We start from the raw sequence: 16,225 nt of genomic DNA on the forward strand, positions 1-16,225 counted from the left end.
TGCGAGGGCAAAGATACTATAAATCTCTTTTCTTTACTATGTAATAAGAGCCAAAAATGAAGATTGCGGTCCAAATTAACACAATTATAAGTGTTGTATAATGTACACTGTAATCTTTAACATTATCTATTCCAACTTGTGAGCCAATAGTTTTAGCAAAATTTAATCGTGTAATTGGTTCTACAATCAAATTTGACATGGATTCTAATGGCATAAAATCATAAATTTTGTCTACCCACGTTTCATCATTGTTTTTCATTCTTAGAATTCCATATTTGATGATGGCAAAAGATATATTTTCAAACATATACCAAAAAAATAAGAATCCTAAGGCAAATGCACTTCTTTTAATTAAAACTCCTAAGAATAAACAGAATGAAAAAAAGGCAACTAATTTTACAAAGAATGCTAAGATGTAATCCACTTGAGAAAAAATAATTCCAGCTTCTGTGTATGAAGAATACATTAATCCTAAAATCATGGAAACTATGAATACAAAAAGGGTAGAAATAAAAGCAAATAAAACTACTGTAATGAATTTTGAAAGTACAAATTCTTTCTTACTCATTCCATCAATTAAATTTTGTTTTAAGGTTCCATAACTATATTCATTTGCCATCATAGAAACAATTACAACTGCTAAAAATATTTTAAAATAGTCAGCCACATAAGTGTTAAAATGCCAAATAAACGGGAAATTAAAAACTCCTTGATCAGCTACGCTAATATGTATTGGACCAATATCAAATTCAACAGCAGCTATTAATGAAATTAATGTTAGAAGTACAAAATAAGTAATAGTTAACACTTTACTCGCTCTGTTTTTCCACAGTTTTTGAATTTCTATTTGGAATAATCGTATCATATTTTTTGGGTATAGGGTGATGGGTAATTGGTTATTTGGTCAATTGCAAAAACTGTTCTTCTAAACTGTGTTTTCTTTTGATCAACTGACTTAAAACTATTTGATTTTCAAAAAGATATTGATTTAATTCGTCAGCTTCAAGTTTGTTTTTTAGGAACACTAAAACTTTTCCCTCTTCTTCAACACATTTTTCTATGGAATTATGATTCATTAACATCGTAATCAGAGCATTTGAATCTTTGGCTTGTAACTCAAAAAAGCCTTCATTAGAAGCCATTGCATCCACTGGACCTTCATATAGCATTTTTCCATAACGAAGCACAACAACATGACTGCAAACTTTTTCAACTTCATCTAATAAATGCGAAGCCAATAAAATAGTAGTTCCTTGCGAAGCAATTAAGCGAATTAAATCACGAATTTGACGAATTCCTTGTGGATCTAAACCGTTTGTAGGTTCATCTAAAATTAAAATTTCTGGATCATTTAATAGGGCAGAAGCAATCGCTAAACGTTGTTTCATTCCTAAAGAGAACGTCTTGAATTTGGAATCTTTTCGGTCTAAAAGTCCAACCAACTCTAGTTTTTCAATCACTTTTGTAAAAGGAATATCTTTTATCTTACAAACTAACTCTAGATTTTCTTGAGCAGTCATGTATGGATAAAAATTGGGTCTTTCAATAATCGCTCCTACTTTTTTCAATGCGTCATGAGTTTCTAAACTTCCATTGAACCATGAAAAATCACCTGAAGTTTTGTTGACCACATTTAATACAATTCCGAGTGTTGTTGATTTTCCTGAACCATTTGGACCTAAAATTCCGTATACATTTCCTTTTTTAATTTCAAAAGAAACATTGTTTACAGCATGAATTTTTTTACCAAATATTTTATTAAGGTTGTTGATTGAAAGTATAGTTTCCAAAGTAGTAGTTTTTAGTTGTAGTTATAAGACGATGAAATGTGTTTTTTGTTACTCAATAAGGAAACCTTGTAAATTTTATTAATAAAAAAAGCCTGTGAGTATAACTTACAGGCTTAAATTAAAGGAGTATTAATCTTTAATTATTATTTGTTTTTTTAAATCGCATTACAGGAATTCCATTTGCCATTAAATTCAACTTGTTGTTCTCATCAAATGAAAATGATTCTACTTTTTCCATCATTTCTAAAAAAACTTTGTCACCATTTCCTTCGCAATATCTTAATGTTGCTGGTCCAGGTTCACTAAAGGTTAGTTTTTCGTTATCCAAAGTGAATTTATAAGAGTAACCATTACAACTGTTAGTTCCATGTACTCGATTTGATTCTTTGTCAAAAGTCAAATTAGGTTTTTCGTTTGGATATAATCCATCAAAAGCTATTCTTGAACCTGTGATGAAATCTAGTTCCCATGTAGTACTATATAACTCTTTTGAACTAGCTTGTTTTGTAGTAGAACAAGCACTGAAAATAATTCCAGTTAGCATTAGTAAAAATAAGATTGATTTTTTCATAATAAATAATTTGGGTTACTACTCATTCTATTTAGGATAAAAATACAAATAAAAAGATGTAGGAAAAAGGAATTAGGAAATTTTTAGATTAATTTACTTTATCTTATAATAGTAAAAACCTCAGTTTGTTTATTACTTTTCACTTCAATTTTATTTCCTTCATTTAACATACTATCAAAATCAACTTCTGTGATGTCAAAACTAAATTGAGTTACAAATTGATTAAAAGCGGTAGATTTTTCAGACTTTATTTCTTGTGTATCCGAATGCAATTCATAGGTTTTGTCATTTGCAATAAAGTTGAATGTAATTCCATTATGGGTTTTTATATTTTGATTTCCAACTATAGTTACATTCAAAAAATGAAATTCAGCTAGTTCTTGTACTTTAATCCAAATTCCACCTGTTTCATGAGCAGCAATTTTGTCTCCAATATAATCAGTGACTTTTTCTTCTGAAAATACTTCCACTAGATTTTTCTGAGGATTCTTATCGGTGTTTTCTTTATTTGATTTTCTTTTAATAAAATTGAACATAATTTAATTTCTACTTTTTATATTTTTTTCACACAAATCGATAATTTGAGCAATTCTATTTTGTCTTGTTTCTTCTCTTTTAGCTTGGTTTAGCCAATACAAATAACTTTTTCTGTAAGATTTACTGAAATTTTCATAATTAGAAATAGCCAAAGCATTTTTATCAAAAGCTTTTTGCAAATCTGCTGGAATTTCCAAATTTTCAACAGCATCTAAACTTTCCCATGAACCGTTTTGTTTGGCAATTTCGATTTTTTTTAAACCACTTTCGTGCATTAAATTAGTTGCAATCAAATCATCAATATAATCCTTGTTGATTCTGCTCCAGACACTTTTGTCGTTTCTTGGTGTAAAAAGTTGTTGCCTTCGTTCTTCGTCTAATTTTTTACAGTAGAATCAATCCAGCCATAACAAATAGCAACTTTTACGGCTTCTTCCCAACGCATACTTTCGGTTTCACTGGCAACTTTATAAAAAATTAAATAAACTGCTTTGTGTTTATCATGATTTTCATGAAGCCAATTTCTCCATTCTGTGTGGTTTTTGAAGTATAAGGTTGGTTTTTCGTGCATAAATTAGTTTGAATTTCAAAGCTACAAAAAAACCTGCAAGTTTTCACTCACAGGTTTATCTTAATACTTAATACTCTAAATCTTAATACTATTTAATAGTTTCAAAACTACGTTTCACAAAAGCAGTCAATTCTTCTCCTTTTAATAAACCTTGAGAAAGTTTGGCTAAATCTAATGCTTGTTTTACCAAGTTGGCTTTAACCGTTTCGTCTTTTGTGTTTAATAAAGAAGTCGCGAAATCAGAATTTGAATTTACAATCAAGTTATACATTTCTGGGAAATTACCCATTCCGAACATTCCACCACCACCAGATTGACTCATTTCTTTCATTCTTCTCATGAATTCTGGTTGTGTAATCATAAACGGTGCAGCATTGCTATCCATTGCTTCTAATTGAACACTATATTTTTCTTTTGGAACAATAGTTTCAATTGCAGTTTTCAATGTTTCTTTTTCTTCATCTGATAATTTTGAAATTTGAGTATCCTCTTTTTCAATTAATTTATCAATAACATCACCATCAACACGAGCAAATGTTAGATTTTCATTGTCACTTTCTAATTTCTGAATTAAATGCGAAACAATTGGACTATCTAACAATAAAACTTCGTATCCTTTGTCTTTAGCAGCAGCAATATAACTGTGTTGTGCTTCTTTGTTAGATGCATAAAGAATAACTGTTTTTCCGTTTTTGTCTGTTTGTGTTTCTTTAATCTTTTCTTTTAATTCATCTAAAGTAAAGTAAGTATCATCGACTGTTGGATATAAAACAAAAGCTCCTGCTTTTTCATAGAATTTTGGTTCAGAAAGCATTCCGTATTCCAAAACAATTTTGATGTCATTCCATTTTTTCTCGAAATCTTCACGGTTTTCAGTGATTAATGCTTTCAATTTATCAGCCACTTTTCTATTGATGTAATTGGATATTTTCTTCACATTTCCATCCGCTTGAAGATACGAACGAGATACATTCAAAGGAATATCTGGAGAATCAATCACACCTTTTAACATCGTTAAAAATTCAGGTACAATTCCTTCTACATTATCTGTTACAAATACCTGATTTTGATATAGTTGAATTTTATCTTTTTGCATTTGTAAGTCAGCCGATAATTTTGGGAAATATAAAATTCCAGTCAAGTTAAACGGATAATCTACATTTAAGTGAATGTTGAATAAAGGCTCATCAAATTGCATTGGATACAACTCTCTATAAAATGATTTATAGTCTTCATCGGTTAATTCAGAAGGTTGTTTAGTCCAAGCTGGATTTGGATTATTGATGATATTATCTACTTCTTTGTATTCTGTTTTGTAATCTTCAGGAGCATCTTTTGGTTTTGGTAAAGCTTCTTGTTTGGTTCCAAATTTAATTGGAATTGGCATGAACTTATTATATTTTGTTAATAATTCACGAATTCTACTTTCTTCTAAAAACTCTAATGAATCTTCTGCAATATGTAAAATAATTTCTGTTCCTCTTGTAGTTTTGTCACTTGGAACTAAAGTAAATTCTGGACTTCCATCACAAGTCCAATGAGCAGCTGGTGCATCTGTGTGTGATTTTGTGATTAATTCTACTTTTGAAGCAACCATAAAAGCAGAATAGAATCCTAATCCAAAATGACCAATAACACCTGAATCTTTAGCTGAATCTTTATATTTTTCTAAAAATTCTTCAGCACCAGAAAAGGCAATTTGGTTGATGTATTTTTCAACTTCCTCAGCAGACATACCTAAACCTTGGTCAATGATGTGTAATTTCTTTCCTTCTTTATCAATTTTTACTTCAATAATAGGATTTCCATATTCAGATTTTGATTCACCGATACTAGTTAAATGTTTTAATTTTAAAGTGGCATCGGTTGCATTAGAAACTAGCTCACGTAAGAAAATTTCGTGATCGCTATATAAAAACTTTTTGATTAAGGGAAAGATGTTTTCTACTGAAACATTAATTTTTCCTGTTGTCATATGTATATTTTTTTAGTTAAACAATTTGAATTTTTAATAGACAAATAGAGTACCAATTGCATTTCGTCTGACAAATTGACTGATGTTGGAATTTTGTTAAATTATTTTGTAATTTTATAAGAAAGTAGAAAGTTTCTGACCTAATTTTGTATAACTTAATTTAACTAAAATTATAATTATGAAAAAAAGTATTCTAATAATGGTGTTGTCCGTTTTATTATTTGGATGTAAATCGCAATCAGTTACAAACACTAATGTTGACAACAAGACAGAAAGAGTAATAAAAGGAGATTGGATGGTTACAAATGTAAGTTTTCCAGGTTCAGATTATATCAAAGTGACTTCATTTGATTTAGCAGATTCACAATGTTTTGTAGGAAGTTCTTGGAAATTTGTTTCTAACAATAACAAAGGAACTATGACTTTGAATGATGCAAATTGCATTGCATTTAGTTCACCAATTACTTGGTACATAAATCAAGAAGGAAATTTTGTAATGAAAATTATAAATGATTACAAAGCGAAGAAAGTAAATCAAGGTTATATTTTGAGAGTGGCTAACGTAACAGAAACAAGCTTTGAATTGATTGATAAAATAAATGTTGGTGGTTCTATGAAAGAAGTAACTTACCAATTTCAAAAACAATAAATACTAACCAAAAAATAAAATAAGATGAAAAGAGTAATAATGTATAGTTTATCGGTAGTTTTTTTAGCAGGAACAATTCTTACGAGTTGTGAAGCTGCAAAAAACACAAACAAGACACAACGAGGTGCTGCCATTGGAGTAGCTGCTGGAGCAGTTTTAGGAGCTGTAATTGGAAATAATGTAAAAGGTGGAAGTTCTGAATTAGGAGCTGTCTTAGGTGGAGTTGTTGGTGGAGTTGCTGGTGGTGTAATTGGTAACAAAATGGATAAACAAGCTCGTGAAATTAAAGAAGCTTTACCAGGTGCAGAAGTGGAAAGAGTAGGAGAAGGAATTAAATTGGTTTTAGGTGAAAATGCAGTTCGTTTTGATACAAATAAATCAACGTTAACAGTTCAAGCTCAAGCAAATTTAGACAAATTAATTCCAGTTTTTCAAAGTTATGCAGACACTGATATTACTATTTTTGGATATACAGATAGCACAGGAGCTGCTGAATACAATCAAAAATTATCAGAACAAAGAGCAGCTTCAGTTAAAAGTTATTTAGCTGGAAAAGGATTAAGTGTTGCTCGTTTTACAACTAAAGGTTTAGGAATAGCTGATCCAATTGCAGATAATGAAACTGTTGAAGGAAGAAGCAAAAATAGACGTGTAGAATTTGCAATTACTGCCAATGAAAAAATGATTGAAGATGCTCAAAAAGAAGCAGGAGAATAATCTTTAAAATCATAAATAATAAAAAAAGACTACTTAATTTAAGTGGTCTTTTTTTTTGAAAGAACTTTAACAAAACTTTGGTTCTTGTTTTTTTACCAAAGAAAAAGGGTTTCGTAAATTTATACTGTATTTAAAATCAAGATTATGCCAGTTAAAAAATCAACTTCTAAAAAGAAAAAAATAGACGACAATGTCATTGTCAGTTTATATATGGATTATGTATTATCTCATAATGCTGAACCTAAAAATGTGTTTTTGTTTTGTAAAGAAAACGAAATTGAAGAAGCAGAGTTCTACAGTTTTTATGGTTCTATTGATGCTTTAAAAGAAGATATTTGGATTAAGTTTTATGAAAATACTGCCTCAAATTTAACTAAGGACGAAAATTTCAAATCCTATTCTAATAAAAATAAGTTATTGTCTTTATACTTTACGATGTTTGAAATATTGACATTAAATAGAAGTTATGTTTACTTTACTTTAAAAGACAATAAGGAAGGTTTAAAAGCTTTAAAACAATTGAAAGGTTTAAGATCTCATTTTAAAACATTCATAAATCAAATTATAGATGAGAATGAAGAACCTAAAAATGAGACTCTTCAAAAAATCACAAAACCAATTTATGCTGAAGGAGCATGGATTCAGTTTTTGTTTTTGTTGAAATTTTGGTTAGATGATACTTCAAAAGGATTTGAAAAAACAGATATCATGATTGAAAAATCAGTAAAAGCGGTTTTAGATGTTTTGGACACAACTCCTCTAGAAAGTGTGATTGACTTAGGGAAATTCATTTGGAAAGAGCGATTTAATTAAAAATATATGAAAACATTAGATAAAATTCCAACAAACAAAATTGAACGTGCTGGGCAACTGGTTAAAACAGGTTTCAAAGTTGGAGGAAATTATTTGGCTTATTACGGTGAAAAAGTGGTAAATCCATCTTTGACAAAAGATAAATTGAATGAAAACAATGCTGAAGACATTTATGATGGTTTAAAAAACCTGAAAGGTAGTGCTTTAAAAGTAGCTCAAATGTTGAGTATGGAAAAAAACATTATGCCTCGTGCCTATGTGGAAAAATTTTCACTGGCTCAATTTTCAGTACCACCATTGTCAGCTCCATTAGTTAGAAAAACTTTCAAAAAATATTTAGGAAAAACGCCAGAAGAGGTTTTTGATACTTTTTCTGAAAATTCAGTAAATGCTGCTAGCATTGGGCAAGTACACAAAGCTTCTAAAGATGGAAAAGAATTGGCCGTTAAAATTCAATATCCTGGAGTTGCTGATAGTATTGGTTCTGATTTGGCAATTGTAAAACCTTTTGCGATTCAAATGTTTAATTTGAAAGGAAAAGATTCTGAAAAATATTTCAAAGAAGTCGAACATAAGTTGATGGAAGAAACGGATTATAATTTGGAATTAAGACAAGGAAATGAAATTTCGAAAGCTTGTGCTCAAATTGAAAATTTGCGTTTTCCAAAGTATTATGAAGAACTTTCATCTGAAAAAATATTGACTATGGATTGGATGAATGGTGAACATTTATCTGAATTCACAGCTCATAATGAAGATAGAGAATTGCGAGATAAATTAGGTCAAGCGTTATGGGATTTTTATATGTACCAAATGCATAAAATGAAACAAGTGCATGCTGATCCTCATCCAGGAAATTTTTTGGTTGATAAAGATGGAAATTTAATTGCCATTGATTTTGGTTGCATCAAACAAGTTCCTGAAGATTTTTATGTGCCTTATTTTGAATTGGCTAAACCTGAAATCATTGATAATCCAAAACTTTTTAATGAGAAATTATATGAATTAGAAATTCTTCGTGAAGACGATTCTCCAAAAGAAATAGAATATTTCACAGCTTTGTTTCATCGTTTATTGAGTTTGTTTACCAAACCTTTTCATGGTGATTTCTTCGATTTTTCTGATACAGAATTCTTTGGACAAATTGCAGCTATGGGAGAAGAGTTTTCAAAAGACACCCAATTAAGAAAAATGAATGGAAATAGAGGTTCAAAACATTTTTTATACATTAATAGAACATTTTTCGGATTGTATAATCTATTACATGCCTTAAAGGCAAGAGTACATACAAAGCAATTTGAAAAATATATTTAATTTTTAGTTTGATTAATTGCAAAAGAGCATTACTTTATAAATAGAGTAGTGCTCTTTTTTTTTAGGAACACAGATTCAATAAATTAGAGAAATTGAAATAATCTTTTAGGTTTTAAACTTTGTAGTTTAATTTATTGAAATTGACTTTTAACATTGATATTGCAATTGTTATTGTAAATTTGTATTCTAAAATTATACAATGCTTTCCATTCAAAACATTTCATTTTCGTATTTAAAACAAAAAACAATTCCGGCTTTTTCTTTAGAATTAGAACAAGGAAAAACACTTGCTATGATTGGAGAAAGTGGTTGCGGAAAAAGTACACTGTTAAAACTAATTTATGGTTTACACGATTTAGATGAAGGAAAAATTTTTTGGAAAGAACAAGAAGTTTTAGGTCCAAAATACCATTTAGTTCCAGGAATGGATTTTATGAAATATTTGGCTCAAGATTTTGATTTGATGCCTTTTATTACTGTTGCAGAAAATGTTGGAAAATATTTATCAAACATTGATAAAGAAAAGAAACAAAATCGAATTCTTGAATTATTAGAGATTGTCGAAATGTCTGAATTTGCCAATGTGAAAGCCAAATTTTTAAGTGGTGGTCAAATGCAAAGAGTGGCATTAGCAAGAGTTTTAGCTTTAGAACCAGAAGTGTTATTGTTAGACGAACCTTTTAGTCACATTGATAATTTTAGGAAAAATAGTTTACGAAGAAGTCTTTTTAAGTATTTGAAAGAACATAAAATAACGACTATAATTGCTTCGCACGATGAAAACGATTATTTGTCTTTTGTAGATGAAATAATTGTGATTAAAGATGGAAAACAAATGGCAAATGGTTCTCCAAAAGAGTTAATCGCAAATCCACCTAATTATTATGTAGCTTCTCTATTTGGTGATGTAAATGAAATTAAAGCAAGTTTTTTTGATGGAAAGTCAAATCATGTTTTATTGGTCTATCCTAATCAATTGAAAGTTGTTGAGAAATCTAAATTAAAAGTAACTGTAACTCAAAATTACTTTAAAGGAAGTTATTATTTAATTGAATGTAATTATAAAGATGGAAAATTGTTTTTTGCTAATGATGATGAGTTTCAAATTGGAAATGAGATTTGTTTGAAAATGAAATAAATGAAATTCCTACGGAATGACAATATAGTTTGTTATCAATCCTTATAAATAATTTCAATGGCTAATTTTCCAGTATTTTTGTCTAAAACTCCTTTGTATGAATGACTTTCTGTGTCATTTAATTTGATATATAATTCTGATAATTCAGATTTTGCTAATTTATTTTTTAGAATATAATCATCTAAATCTACTTTTTCAGTGTCAATTATAAAAGATGAATTTTTAGTTTTCGTATTTTCATTATAACTACAATCTACATTTTTTATTTTTGGAATGTTTATTCCTGTTCGTAATTCTATATTGTCAATATTGAATCTTTCACAATCACAACTATTATAAATCATTTTACTAAAACTATAGAATCCAAAACCTGCTAAGGTGAAGAATAGAACTATTGCTGAAATTATAAGATAAATTTTTTTCATTCTTTTGTTTTACAGCTAACGAGTTTTTATAAACTATATTTTAAAAAAAAATCCCCAATTTTTCAATTGAGGATTTCTAAATTCTAAGTTTCTAAATTAAAACCCATTCACCTTTTGCAATAAGTGATTCCGCTTTTTTATATTTCATAGTTTCCGTTTTTCCACTCATTACGTGTTTGATAGTAACAGTGTCATTACGGTTAATTTTTGGTGTATCTCTAACTATAGTTTCAGTAACTTGTGGTCTTTGACTAGCCATTTGACCAGCTTGTTTATTAGCTTCAGCAGAATCATTTATTTCAGTAGATTCTTTACTTTCTGTATAGTTTTCTTTTTTGCGAATAACTTTTGCTTCTTGAATCTCATTTGGATTTTGAGAAGGTAAATCTCCTTTAAATAAGAAAGAAATTACTTCTTTATTCACATCATCAATCATTCGTTTAAATAATTTGAATGCTTCAAATTTATAGATTAATAAAGGATCTTTTTGTTCGTGAACCGCTAACTGAACCGAAGTTTTCATTTCGTCCATTTTACGTAAATGTTTTTTCCAAGCTTCGTCAACTATTGCTAATGTAATGTTTTTTTCAAAATCATTTACTAAAGATTTTCCTTCAGTAGCATAAGCTTTTTCAAGATTTGTAACTACGTTTAATGATTTAATTCCATCTGTAAAAGGAACTACAATTCTTTCATATTTACCATCATTGTTTTCATATACATTTTTAATTACAGGAAACGCTTCTGCTGCATTGCGAATTACTTTTTCTTCATAATGTGCTAAAACAGCTTTGTATGTTTTTCCAGTAACTTCCATTTCTGAAAGTTTGTTAAATTCACTTTCTGTAATTGGAGCAGTAACTGAAAAATAACGAATCAATTCAAATTCATAGTTTTTAAAGTCACCAGCACCTTTATTTTCTTGAACGATAAGCTCGCAAGTGTCGTACATCATGTTAGCAATATCCACCTTCAAACGTTCTCCATGTAAGGCATGACGTCTTCTTTTGTATACTACTTCTCTTTGAGCATTCATTACGTCATCATATTCTAATAAACGTTTACGTACTCCAAAAGCGTTTTCTTCTACTTTTTTCTGTGCTCTTTCAATAGATTTAGTCATCATCGAATGCTGAATAACTTCACCTTCTTGTAATCCCATTCTATCCATTACTTTGGCTACTTTTTCAGAACCAAATAAACGCATTAAATTATCTTCTAAAGAAACATAGAATTGAGAACTACCAACATCACCTTGACGACCAGCACGACCACGTAACTGACGGTCAACTCTTCGTGAATCATGACGTTCCGTACCAACGATTGCTAAACCACCCGCTTTTTTCACTTCATCAGATAATTTGATATCCGTTCCACGACCAGCCATGTTAGTTGCAATGGTTACCACTCCAGGTTTCCCTGCTTCAGCTACAATTTCAGCTTCATTTTTGTGCATTTTTGCATTCAATACATTGTGTTGAATACCACGCATTTTAAGCATTCGACTTAATAATTCTGAAATCTCAACAGAAGTTGTTCCAATCAATACTGGACGACCTGAATTTGATAATTTTACAACATCTTCAATAACAGCGTTAAACTTTTCACGAACCGTTCTATAAATTAAATCTTCTTTATCATGACGAGCAATTGGTTTGTTTGTTGGAATTTCAACAACATCTAATTTGTATATTTCCCATAATTCACCAGCTTCTGTAACTGCTGTTCCAGTCATACCAGCTAATTTGCTGTACATTCGGAAATAATTTTGTAAAGTAACCGTTGCAAATGTTTGCGTTGCAGCTTCAATTTTTACGTTTTCTTTCGCTTCAATCGCTTGGTGTAATCCGTCAGAATAACGACGACCATCCATAATACGACCTGTTTGCTCATCTACAATTAACACTTTGTTGTCCATCACAACATATTCCGTATCTTTTTCAAATAAAGAATAAGCTTTTAGTAATTGCGTTAATGTATGAATACGTTCCGATTTGATTGAAAAGTCTTTGAATAATTCATCTTTTCTTTCCGCTTCTTCTTCTTTTTCTAAATTTGCTTTTTCAATTTTAGCAATTTCAGTTCCGATATCTGGTAAAACGAAGAAATTTGAGTCTGTATCTTTTGATAAAAATTGAATTCCATTATCGGTTAATTCAACTTGATTGTTTTTTTCTTCAATTACAAAATATAATGCTTCATCAACTTTTGGCATCTCACGATTGTTATCTGCCATATATTGATTTTCTGTTTTTTGAAGCAATTGTTTAATTCCTTCTTCCGACAAAAATTTGATTAATGCTTTACTTTTTGGTAGGGCTCTATAAGCTCTTAATAATTGGAAACCACCATCTTTAGTGTTTCCTTCTTTGATTAGTTTTTTAGCTTCAGTTAAAAATCCAGTGGCTAATTGTCTTTGTAAATTAACTAGATTTTCAACTTTTGGTTTTAATTCACTAAATTCTTGTCTATCTCCTTGTGGAACTGGACCAGAAATGATTAATGGTGTACGAGCATCATCGATTAAAACCGAGTCAACTTCATCTACAATTGCGTAATTATGTTTACGTTGTACTAAATCTTCTGGAGCATGAGCCATATTATCACGTAAATAATCGAAACCAAATTCGTTATTTGTTCCGTAAGTAATATCAGCATTATAGGCTTTTCTTCTTGCATCAGAATTCGGTTGGTGATTATCGATACAATCAACAGTCATTCCGTGAAATTCGAATAATGGTGCTTTCCAAGTACTATCTCTTCGTGCTAAATAATCATTCACTGTTACTAGGTGAACACCATTTCCAGTTAAAGCATTTAAATAGAGTGGAAGAGTAGCTACTAAAGTTTTTCCTTCACCTGTTTGCATTTCGGCAATTTTACCTTGATGTAAAACTACACCACCAATAAGTTGTACATCATAATGAATCATATCCCAAGTGATGGCTTTACCAGCTGCATCCCATGAGTTAGCCCAAACAGCATTATCACCCTCAATAGTTATGTATGATTTAGTTGCTGATAACTCAATATCTTTTGGTGTTGCCTTAACGGTTAAAGTTGTGTTATCTTTAAATCTTTTTGCTGTTTCTTTTACAACTGCAAAGGCTTCTGGTAAAATTTCATTTAGAACTTTTTCTGAAATTTCGTAAGCTTCTTTTTCTAAGACATCTATAGCAGCATAGATATCTTCTCTAGCATCTATATCTGTAGTGTTTTCTGCATCGCTTTTTAAAGTTGCAATTTTGGTGTCTTTTTCTGCTCTTGCTTGTTTTATTTTATCTTTGAATTCAGCCGTTTTAGCTCTCAACTCATCGTGAGATAAGGCAGCTAATGCTTTTTCAAAAGTGTGAACTTTAGCAATAAGGGGTTGAATGCTTTTTACGTCTTTTTCGGATTTATCACCCACAAAAGCTTTCAATATTGAATTTAAAAAACTCATAATAGTTTGTTTTATCTAATTGTTTGTAAATATAACCAAAAAAAAAGCCTCAAGTTGAGACTTTTTTGTTGTGATTATTTATTTTTTTTAATACTCATCCTCGTTCCAAAGATAATCTTCGTCTGTAGGATAGTCTGGCCAAATTTCTTCCATTGATTCGTAGATTTCTCCTTCATCTTCTATAGACTGTAGATTTTCCACTACTTCCAAAGGAGCTCCTGCTCTAATTGCGTAATCTATAAGCTCGTCTTTGGTAGCTGGCCAAGGTGCATCACTTAAATAGGATGCTAATTCTAATGTCCAATACATCTTTTTATCGATTTAAATTTGTGCAAAAATAAATTTTTAACTTAAAAAGTCAAGTTTTTTTTGATTTATTTTATAAATATTTTTAAGAACGTCTTTTTTTAAATTCCAATTTTTGAAATTCCAAACTCCAAAAATTAAAATAACAGCCTAAAAAACTTTGGAATTTGGGTTTTTAAAGTTGGAATTTTACTTCCTTGGAATCCATTTTACTTCCTCAGCTTTTAAGTCTAAAGTCAACTTTCGTGCCAACACAAAAAGATAGTCAGAAAGTCGGTTTAAGTATGTCAAAACAAGTTCGTCTGTAGGTTCTAAATCGTTTAAATGTACCGATAAACGTTCTGCTCTACGACAAACACAACGTGCAATATGACAATATGACACAGTTGTGTGTCCACCAGGAAGTACAAAATGCGTCATTTGAGGAAGAGATTCTTCCATGGTATCGATTTCTTTTTCTAGAAAGGCTATATCGGTTTCAACTAAACCTAAATTTTGAAGTCTAGGTTGACCATTTTTTAGTGTTTCTTTTTCTGGTGGTGTTGCTAAAATAGCTCCAACAGTAAATAATCTATCTTGAATTTCGGCTAAAACGGTTTTGTAATGTGAATCTATTTCTTGATCGCGAATTAATCCTATGTAGGAGTTTAATTCGTCAACGGTTCCGTAGCTTTCGATTCTTATGTGGTGTTTTGGAACTCTTGTGCCTCCAAAAAGCGCTGTAGTTCCTTTATCTCCTGTTTTTGTGTAGACTTTCATTTTTTGAGTAATTAGTGACTAGTAATTAGTAACTAGTTATTTGGGGTTATCTTTTGTTTTTTTACTTTTGATTTGAAATGATTTTCTGTGATTCATATTATTTGGATATTTTTTATGCAAAATTTTTAAGATAATGTATAAAATGATAATAACTGAAAGGAGAAGAATCATGTTTGTTTAAATTTCCTCAAAGATAGCCTAAAGTTTACAAAAGCAAAAATGATTTATCTGATAGCCCTGATGGGAATGGCATCCTTTTTTTGTAAAAAAAAAGATAGAATGGACAGCAGGAAAAAGGTTAGTAAATAAAAGACCTAACCACTTGCTTCTTGAAAATTCAATTTCAAAATTCAAATTTTTAACTGATTACTAAAAACTGAACACTACTTATCTATTTTTAACGTCGCTTTCTATAATTCCATCTCGTAAACGGATGATTCTGTGAGCATGAGCAGCAATATCTTCTTCGTGAGTTACCAAAATCACGGTGTTTCCATTGGCATGAATATCATCGAAAAGTCCCATGATTTCTACGGAAGTTTTACTATCCAAATTTCCTGTTGGTTCATCAGCAAGAATGATAGATGGCTTGTTGACCAAAGCACGTCCAACAGCCACACGTTGACGTTGTCCACCAGAAAGCTGGTTGGGTTTATGATCCATTCTGTCGGCTAATCCAACTTGGGTAAGAACTTCTGTGGCACGTTCATTTCTTTCTGATTTTGAGTAACCAGCATAAACCATCGGTAAAGCAACATTGTCTAACGCTGTTGTTCTTGGCATTAAATTAAAGGTTTGAAAAACGAATCCAATTTCGGTGTTTCTAATTCCAGCTAATTCGTCGTCGTGCATATCGCTGACTAACTTTCCGTTAAGTAAATAGGAACCTGCAGTGGGTGTGTCTAAACAACCTAAAATATTCATCAAAGTTGATTTTCCTGAACCTGATGGTCCCATTAAGGCAACATATTCACCTTTATTTATGGTTAAATCAATTCCTTTTAAGACATAAACAGTTTCGCTTCCTAAAGGAAAATTTCTTGTGATACCTTTGATTTCTATGATTGGTTTTGACATGTTGATTTTAGATTGCTGATTAACGAATTTAGATTTCAGAACTATCTATAAGTAGAATTAAGTATCGATTTGTTACAGATATAATTTGTTTTTTTGGAACACAGATTTAAGAAATCTGAATAATTTGAAGAAATCTTTGTG

At 30.3% G+C, this 16,225-nt stretch carries 17 protein-coding genes; 5 read left to right on the forward strand and 12 right to left on the reverse strand.

Annotation, left to right across the window (positions count from 1 at the left end; translation table 11 throughout):
• Positions 1–16: 16 nt before the first annotated feature.
• From AABJ49_RS01000 to htpG, 7 genes are all read right to left on the reverse strand, one after another.
• Positions 17–865: an ABC transporter permease gene (locus AABJ49_RS01000; protein ID WP_338375307.1), complete on the reverse strand. Its 849-nt coding sequence runs from the start codon at positions 863–865 to the stop codon at positions 17–19.
• 31 nt (positions 866–896) lie between these two features.
• Positions 897–1,790 (reverse strand): ATP-binding cassette domain-containing protein, encoded by an 894-nt coding sequence (locus AABJ49_RS01005; protein ID WP_338375309.1) that lies wholly within the window; start codon positions 1,788–1,790, stop codon positions 897–899.
• A 136-nt stretch (positions 1,791–1,926) separates the two neighbouring features.
• Positions 1,927–2,361: an META domain-containing protein gene (locus AABJ49_RS01010; protein WP_338375310.1), complete on the reverse strand. Its 435-nt coding sequence runs from the start codon at positions 2,359–2,361 to the stop codon at positions 1,927–1,929.
• 98 nt (positions 2,362–2,459) lie between these two features.
• Positions 2,460–2,897, reverse strand: coding sequence for a hypothetical protein (locus tag AABJ49_RS01015; RefSeq protein ID WP_338375312.1), 438 nt, complete (start codon positions 2,895–2,897; stop codon positions 2,460–2,462).
• A 3-nt stretch (positions 2,898–2,900) separates the two neighbouring features.
• On the reverse strand, positions 2,901–3,173 hold the full coding sequence (locus AABJ49_RS01020; protein ID WP_338375314.1) for a YdeI/OmpD-associated family protein: 273 nt from the start codon (positions 3,171–3,173) through the stop codon (positions 2,901–2,903).
• A 101-nt stretch (positions 3,174–3,274) separates the two neighbouring features.
• A complete protein-coding gene (locus AABJ49_RS01025) occupies positions 3,275–3,469 on the reverse strand; it encodes a hypothetical protein (protein ID WP_338375315.1) in 195 nt (64 codons plus the stop codon).
• An 88-nt stretch (positions 3,470–3,557) separates the two neighbouring features.
• On the reverse strand, positions 3,558–5,444 hold the full coding sequence (gene htpG / locus AABJ49_RS01030; RefSeq protein ID WP_338375317.1) for a molecular chaperone HtpG: 1,887 nt from the start codon (positions 5,442–5,444) through the stop codon (positions 3,558–3,560).
• A gap of 178 nt (positions 5,445–5,622) precedes the next feature.
• Between htpG and AABJ49_RS01035 the strand changes: the two genes are divergently transcribed.
• From AABJ49_RS01035 to AABJ49_RS01055, 5 genes are all read left to right on the forward strand, one after another.
• On the forward strand, positions 5,623–6,093 hold the full coding sequence (locus AABJ49_RS01035) for a hypothetical protein (protein ID WP_338375319.1): 471 nt from the start codon (positions 5,623–5,625) through the stop codon (positions 6,091–6,093).
• Positions 6,094–6,117: 24 nt separating this feature from the next.
• Positions 6,118–6,810 carry an OmpA family protein gene (locus tag AABJ49_RS01040; protein ID WP_338375321.1) on the forward strand — a complete coding sequence of 231 codons (693 nt, stop codon included), beginning with the start codon at positions 6,118–6,120 and terminating at the stop codon, positions 6,808–6,810.
• A 144-nt stretch (positions 6,811–6,954) separates the two neighbouring features.
• Positions 6,955–7,623, forward strand: a complete 669-nt coding sequence (locus AABJ49_RS01045) for a TetR family transcriptional regulator C-terminal domain-containing protein (RefSeq protein WP_338375322.1) — start codon at positions 6,955–6,957, stop codon at positions 7,621–7,623.
• 6 nt (positions 7,624–7,629) lie between these two features.
• Entirely contained in the window at positions 7,630–8,937 is a 1,308-nt protein-coding gene (locus tag AABJ49_RS01050) for an AarF/ABC1/UbiB kinase family protein (protein ID WP_338375323.1), read from the forward strand.
• 199 nt (positions 8,938–9,136) lie between these two features.
• Positions 9,137–10,075 (forward strand): ABC transporter ATP-binding protein, encoded by a 939-nt coding sequence (locus AABJ49_RS01055; RefSeq protein ID WP_338375324.1) that lies wholly within the window; start codon positions 9,137–9,139, stop codon positions 10,073–10,075.
• A 35-nt stretch (positions 10,076–10,110) separates the two neighbouring features.
• Here AABJ49_RS01055 and AABJ49_RS01060 read toward each other — a convergent pair whose 3' ends face one another.
• From AABJ49_RS01060 to AABJ49_RS01080, 5 genes are all read right to left on the reverse strand, one after another.
• Positions 10,111–10,500 (reverse strand): hypothetical protein, encoded by a 390-nt coding sequence (locus tag AABJ49_RS01060; protein WP_338375326.1) that lies wholly within the window; start codon positions 10,498–10,500, stop codon positions 10,111–10,113.
• A 91-nt stretch (positions 10,501–10,591) separates the two neighbouring features.
• Positions 10,592–13,942 carry a preprotein translocase subunit SecA gene (secA, locus tag AABJ49_RS01065; RefSeq protein WP_338375327.1) on the reverse strand — a complete coding sequence of 1,117 codons (3,351 nt, stop codon included), beginning with the start codon at positions 13,940–13,942 and terminating at the stop codon, positions 10,592–10,594.
• A gap of 87 nt (positions 13,943–14,029) precedes the next feature.
• Positions 14,030–14,251, reverse strand: coding sequence for a DUF2795 domain-containing protein (locus AABJ49_RS01070; protein WP_022828503.1), 222 nt, complete (start codon positions 14,249–14,251; stop codon positions 14,030–14,032).
• Between the two features lie 186 nt (positions 14,252–14,437).
• Complete coding sequence (locus AABJ49_RS01075) at positions 14,438–15,007, reverse strand: cob(I)yrinic acid a,c-diamide adenosyltransferase (protein WP_338375339.1); 570 nt, start codon at positions 15,005–15,007, stop codon at positions 14,438–14,440.
• Positions 15,008–15,394: 387 nt separating this feature from the next.
• Entirely contained in the window at positions 15,395–16,084 is a 690-nt protein-coding gene (locus tag AABJ49_RS01080; RefSeq protein WP_338375340.1) for an ABC transporter ATP-binding protein, read from the reverse strand.
• Between the last annotated feature and the right edge of the window lie 141 nt (positions 16,085–16,225).

Origin of the sequence: uncultured Flavobacterium sp., assembly GCF_963922255.1 — a bacterium.
Lineage (GTDB): Bacteria > Bacteroidota > Bacteroidia > Flavobacteriales > Flavobacteriaceae > Flavobacterium.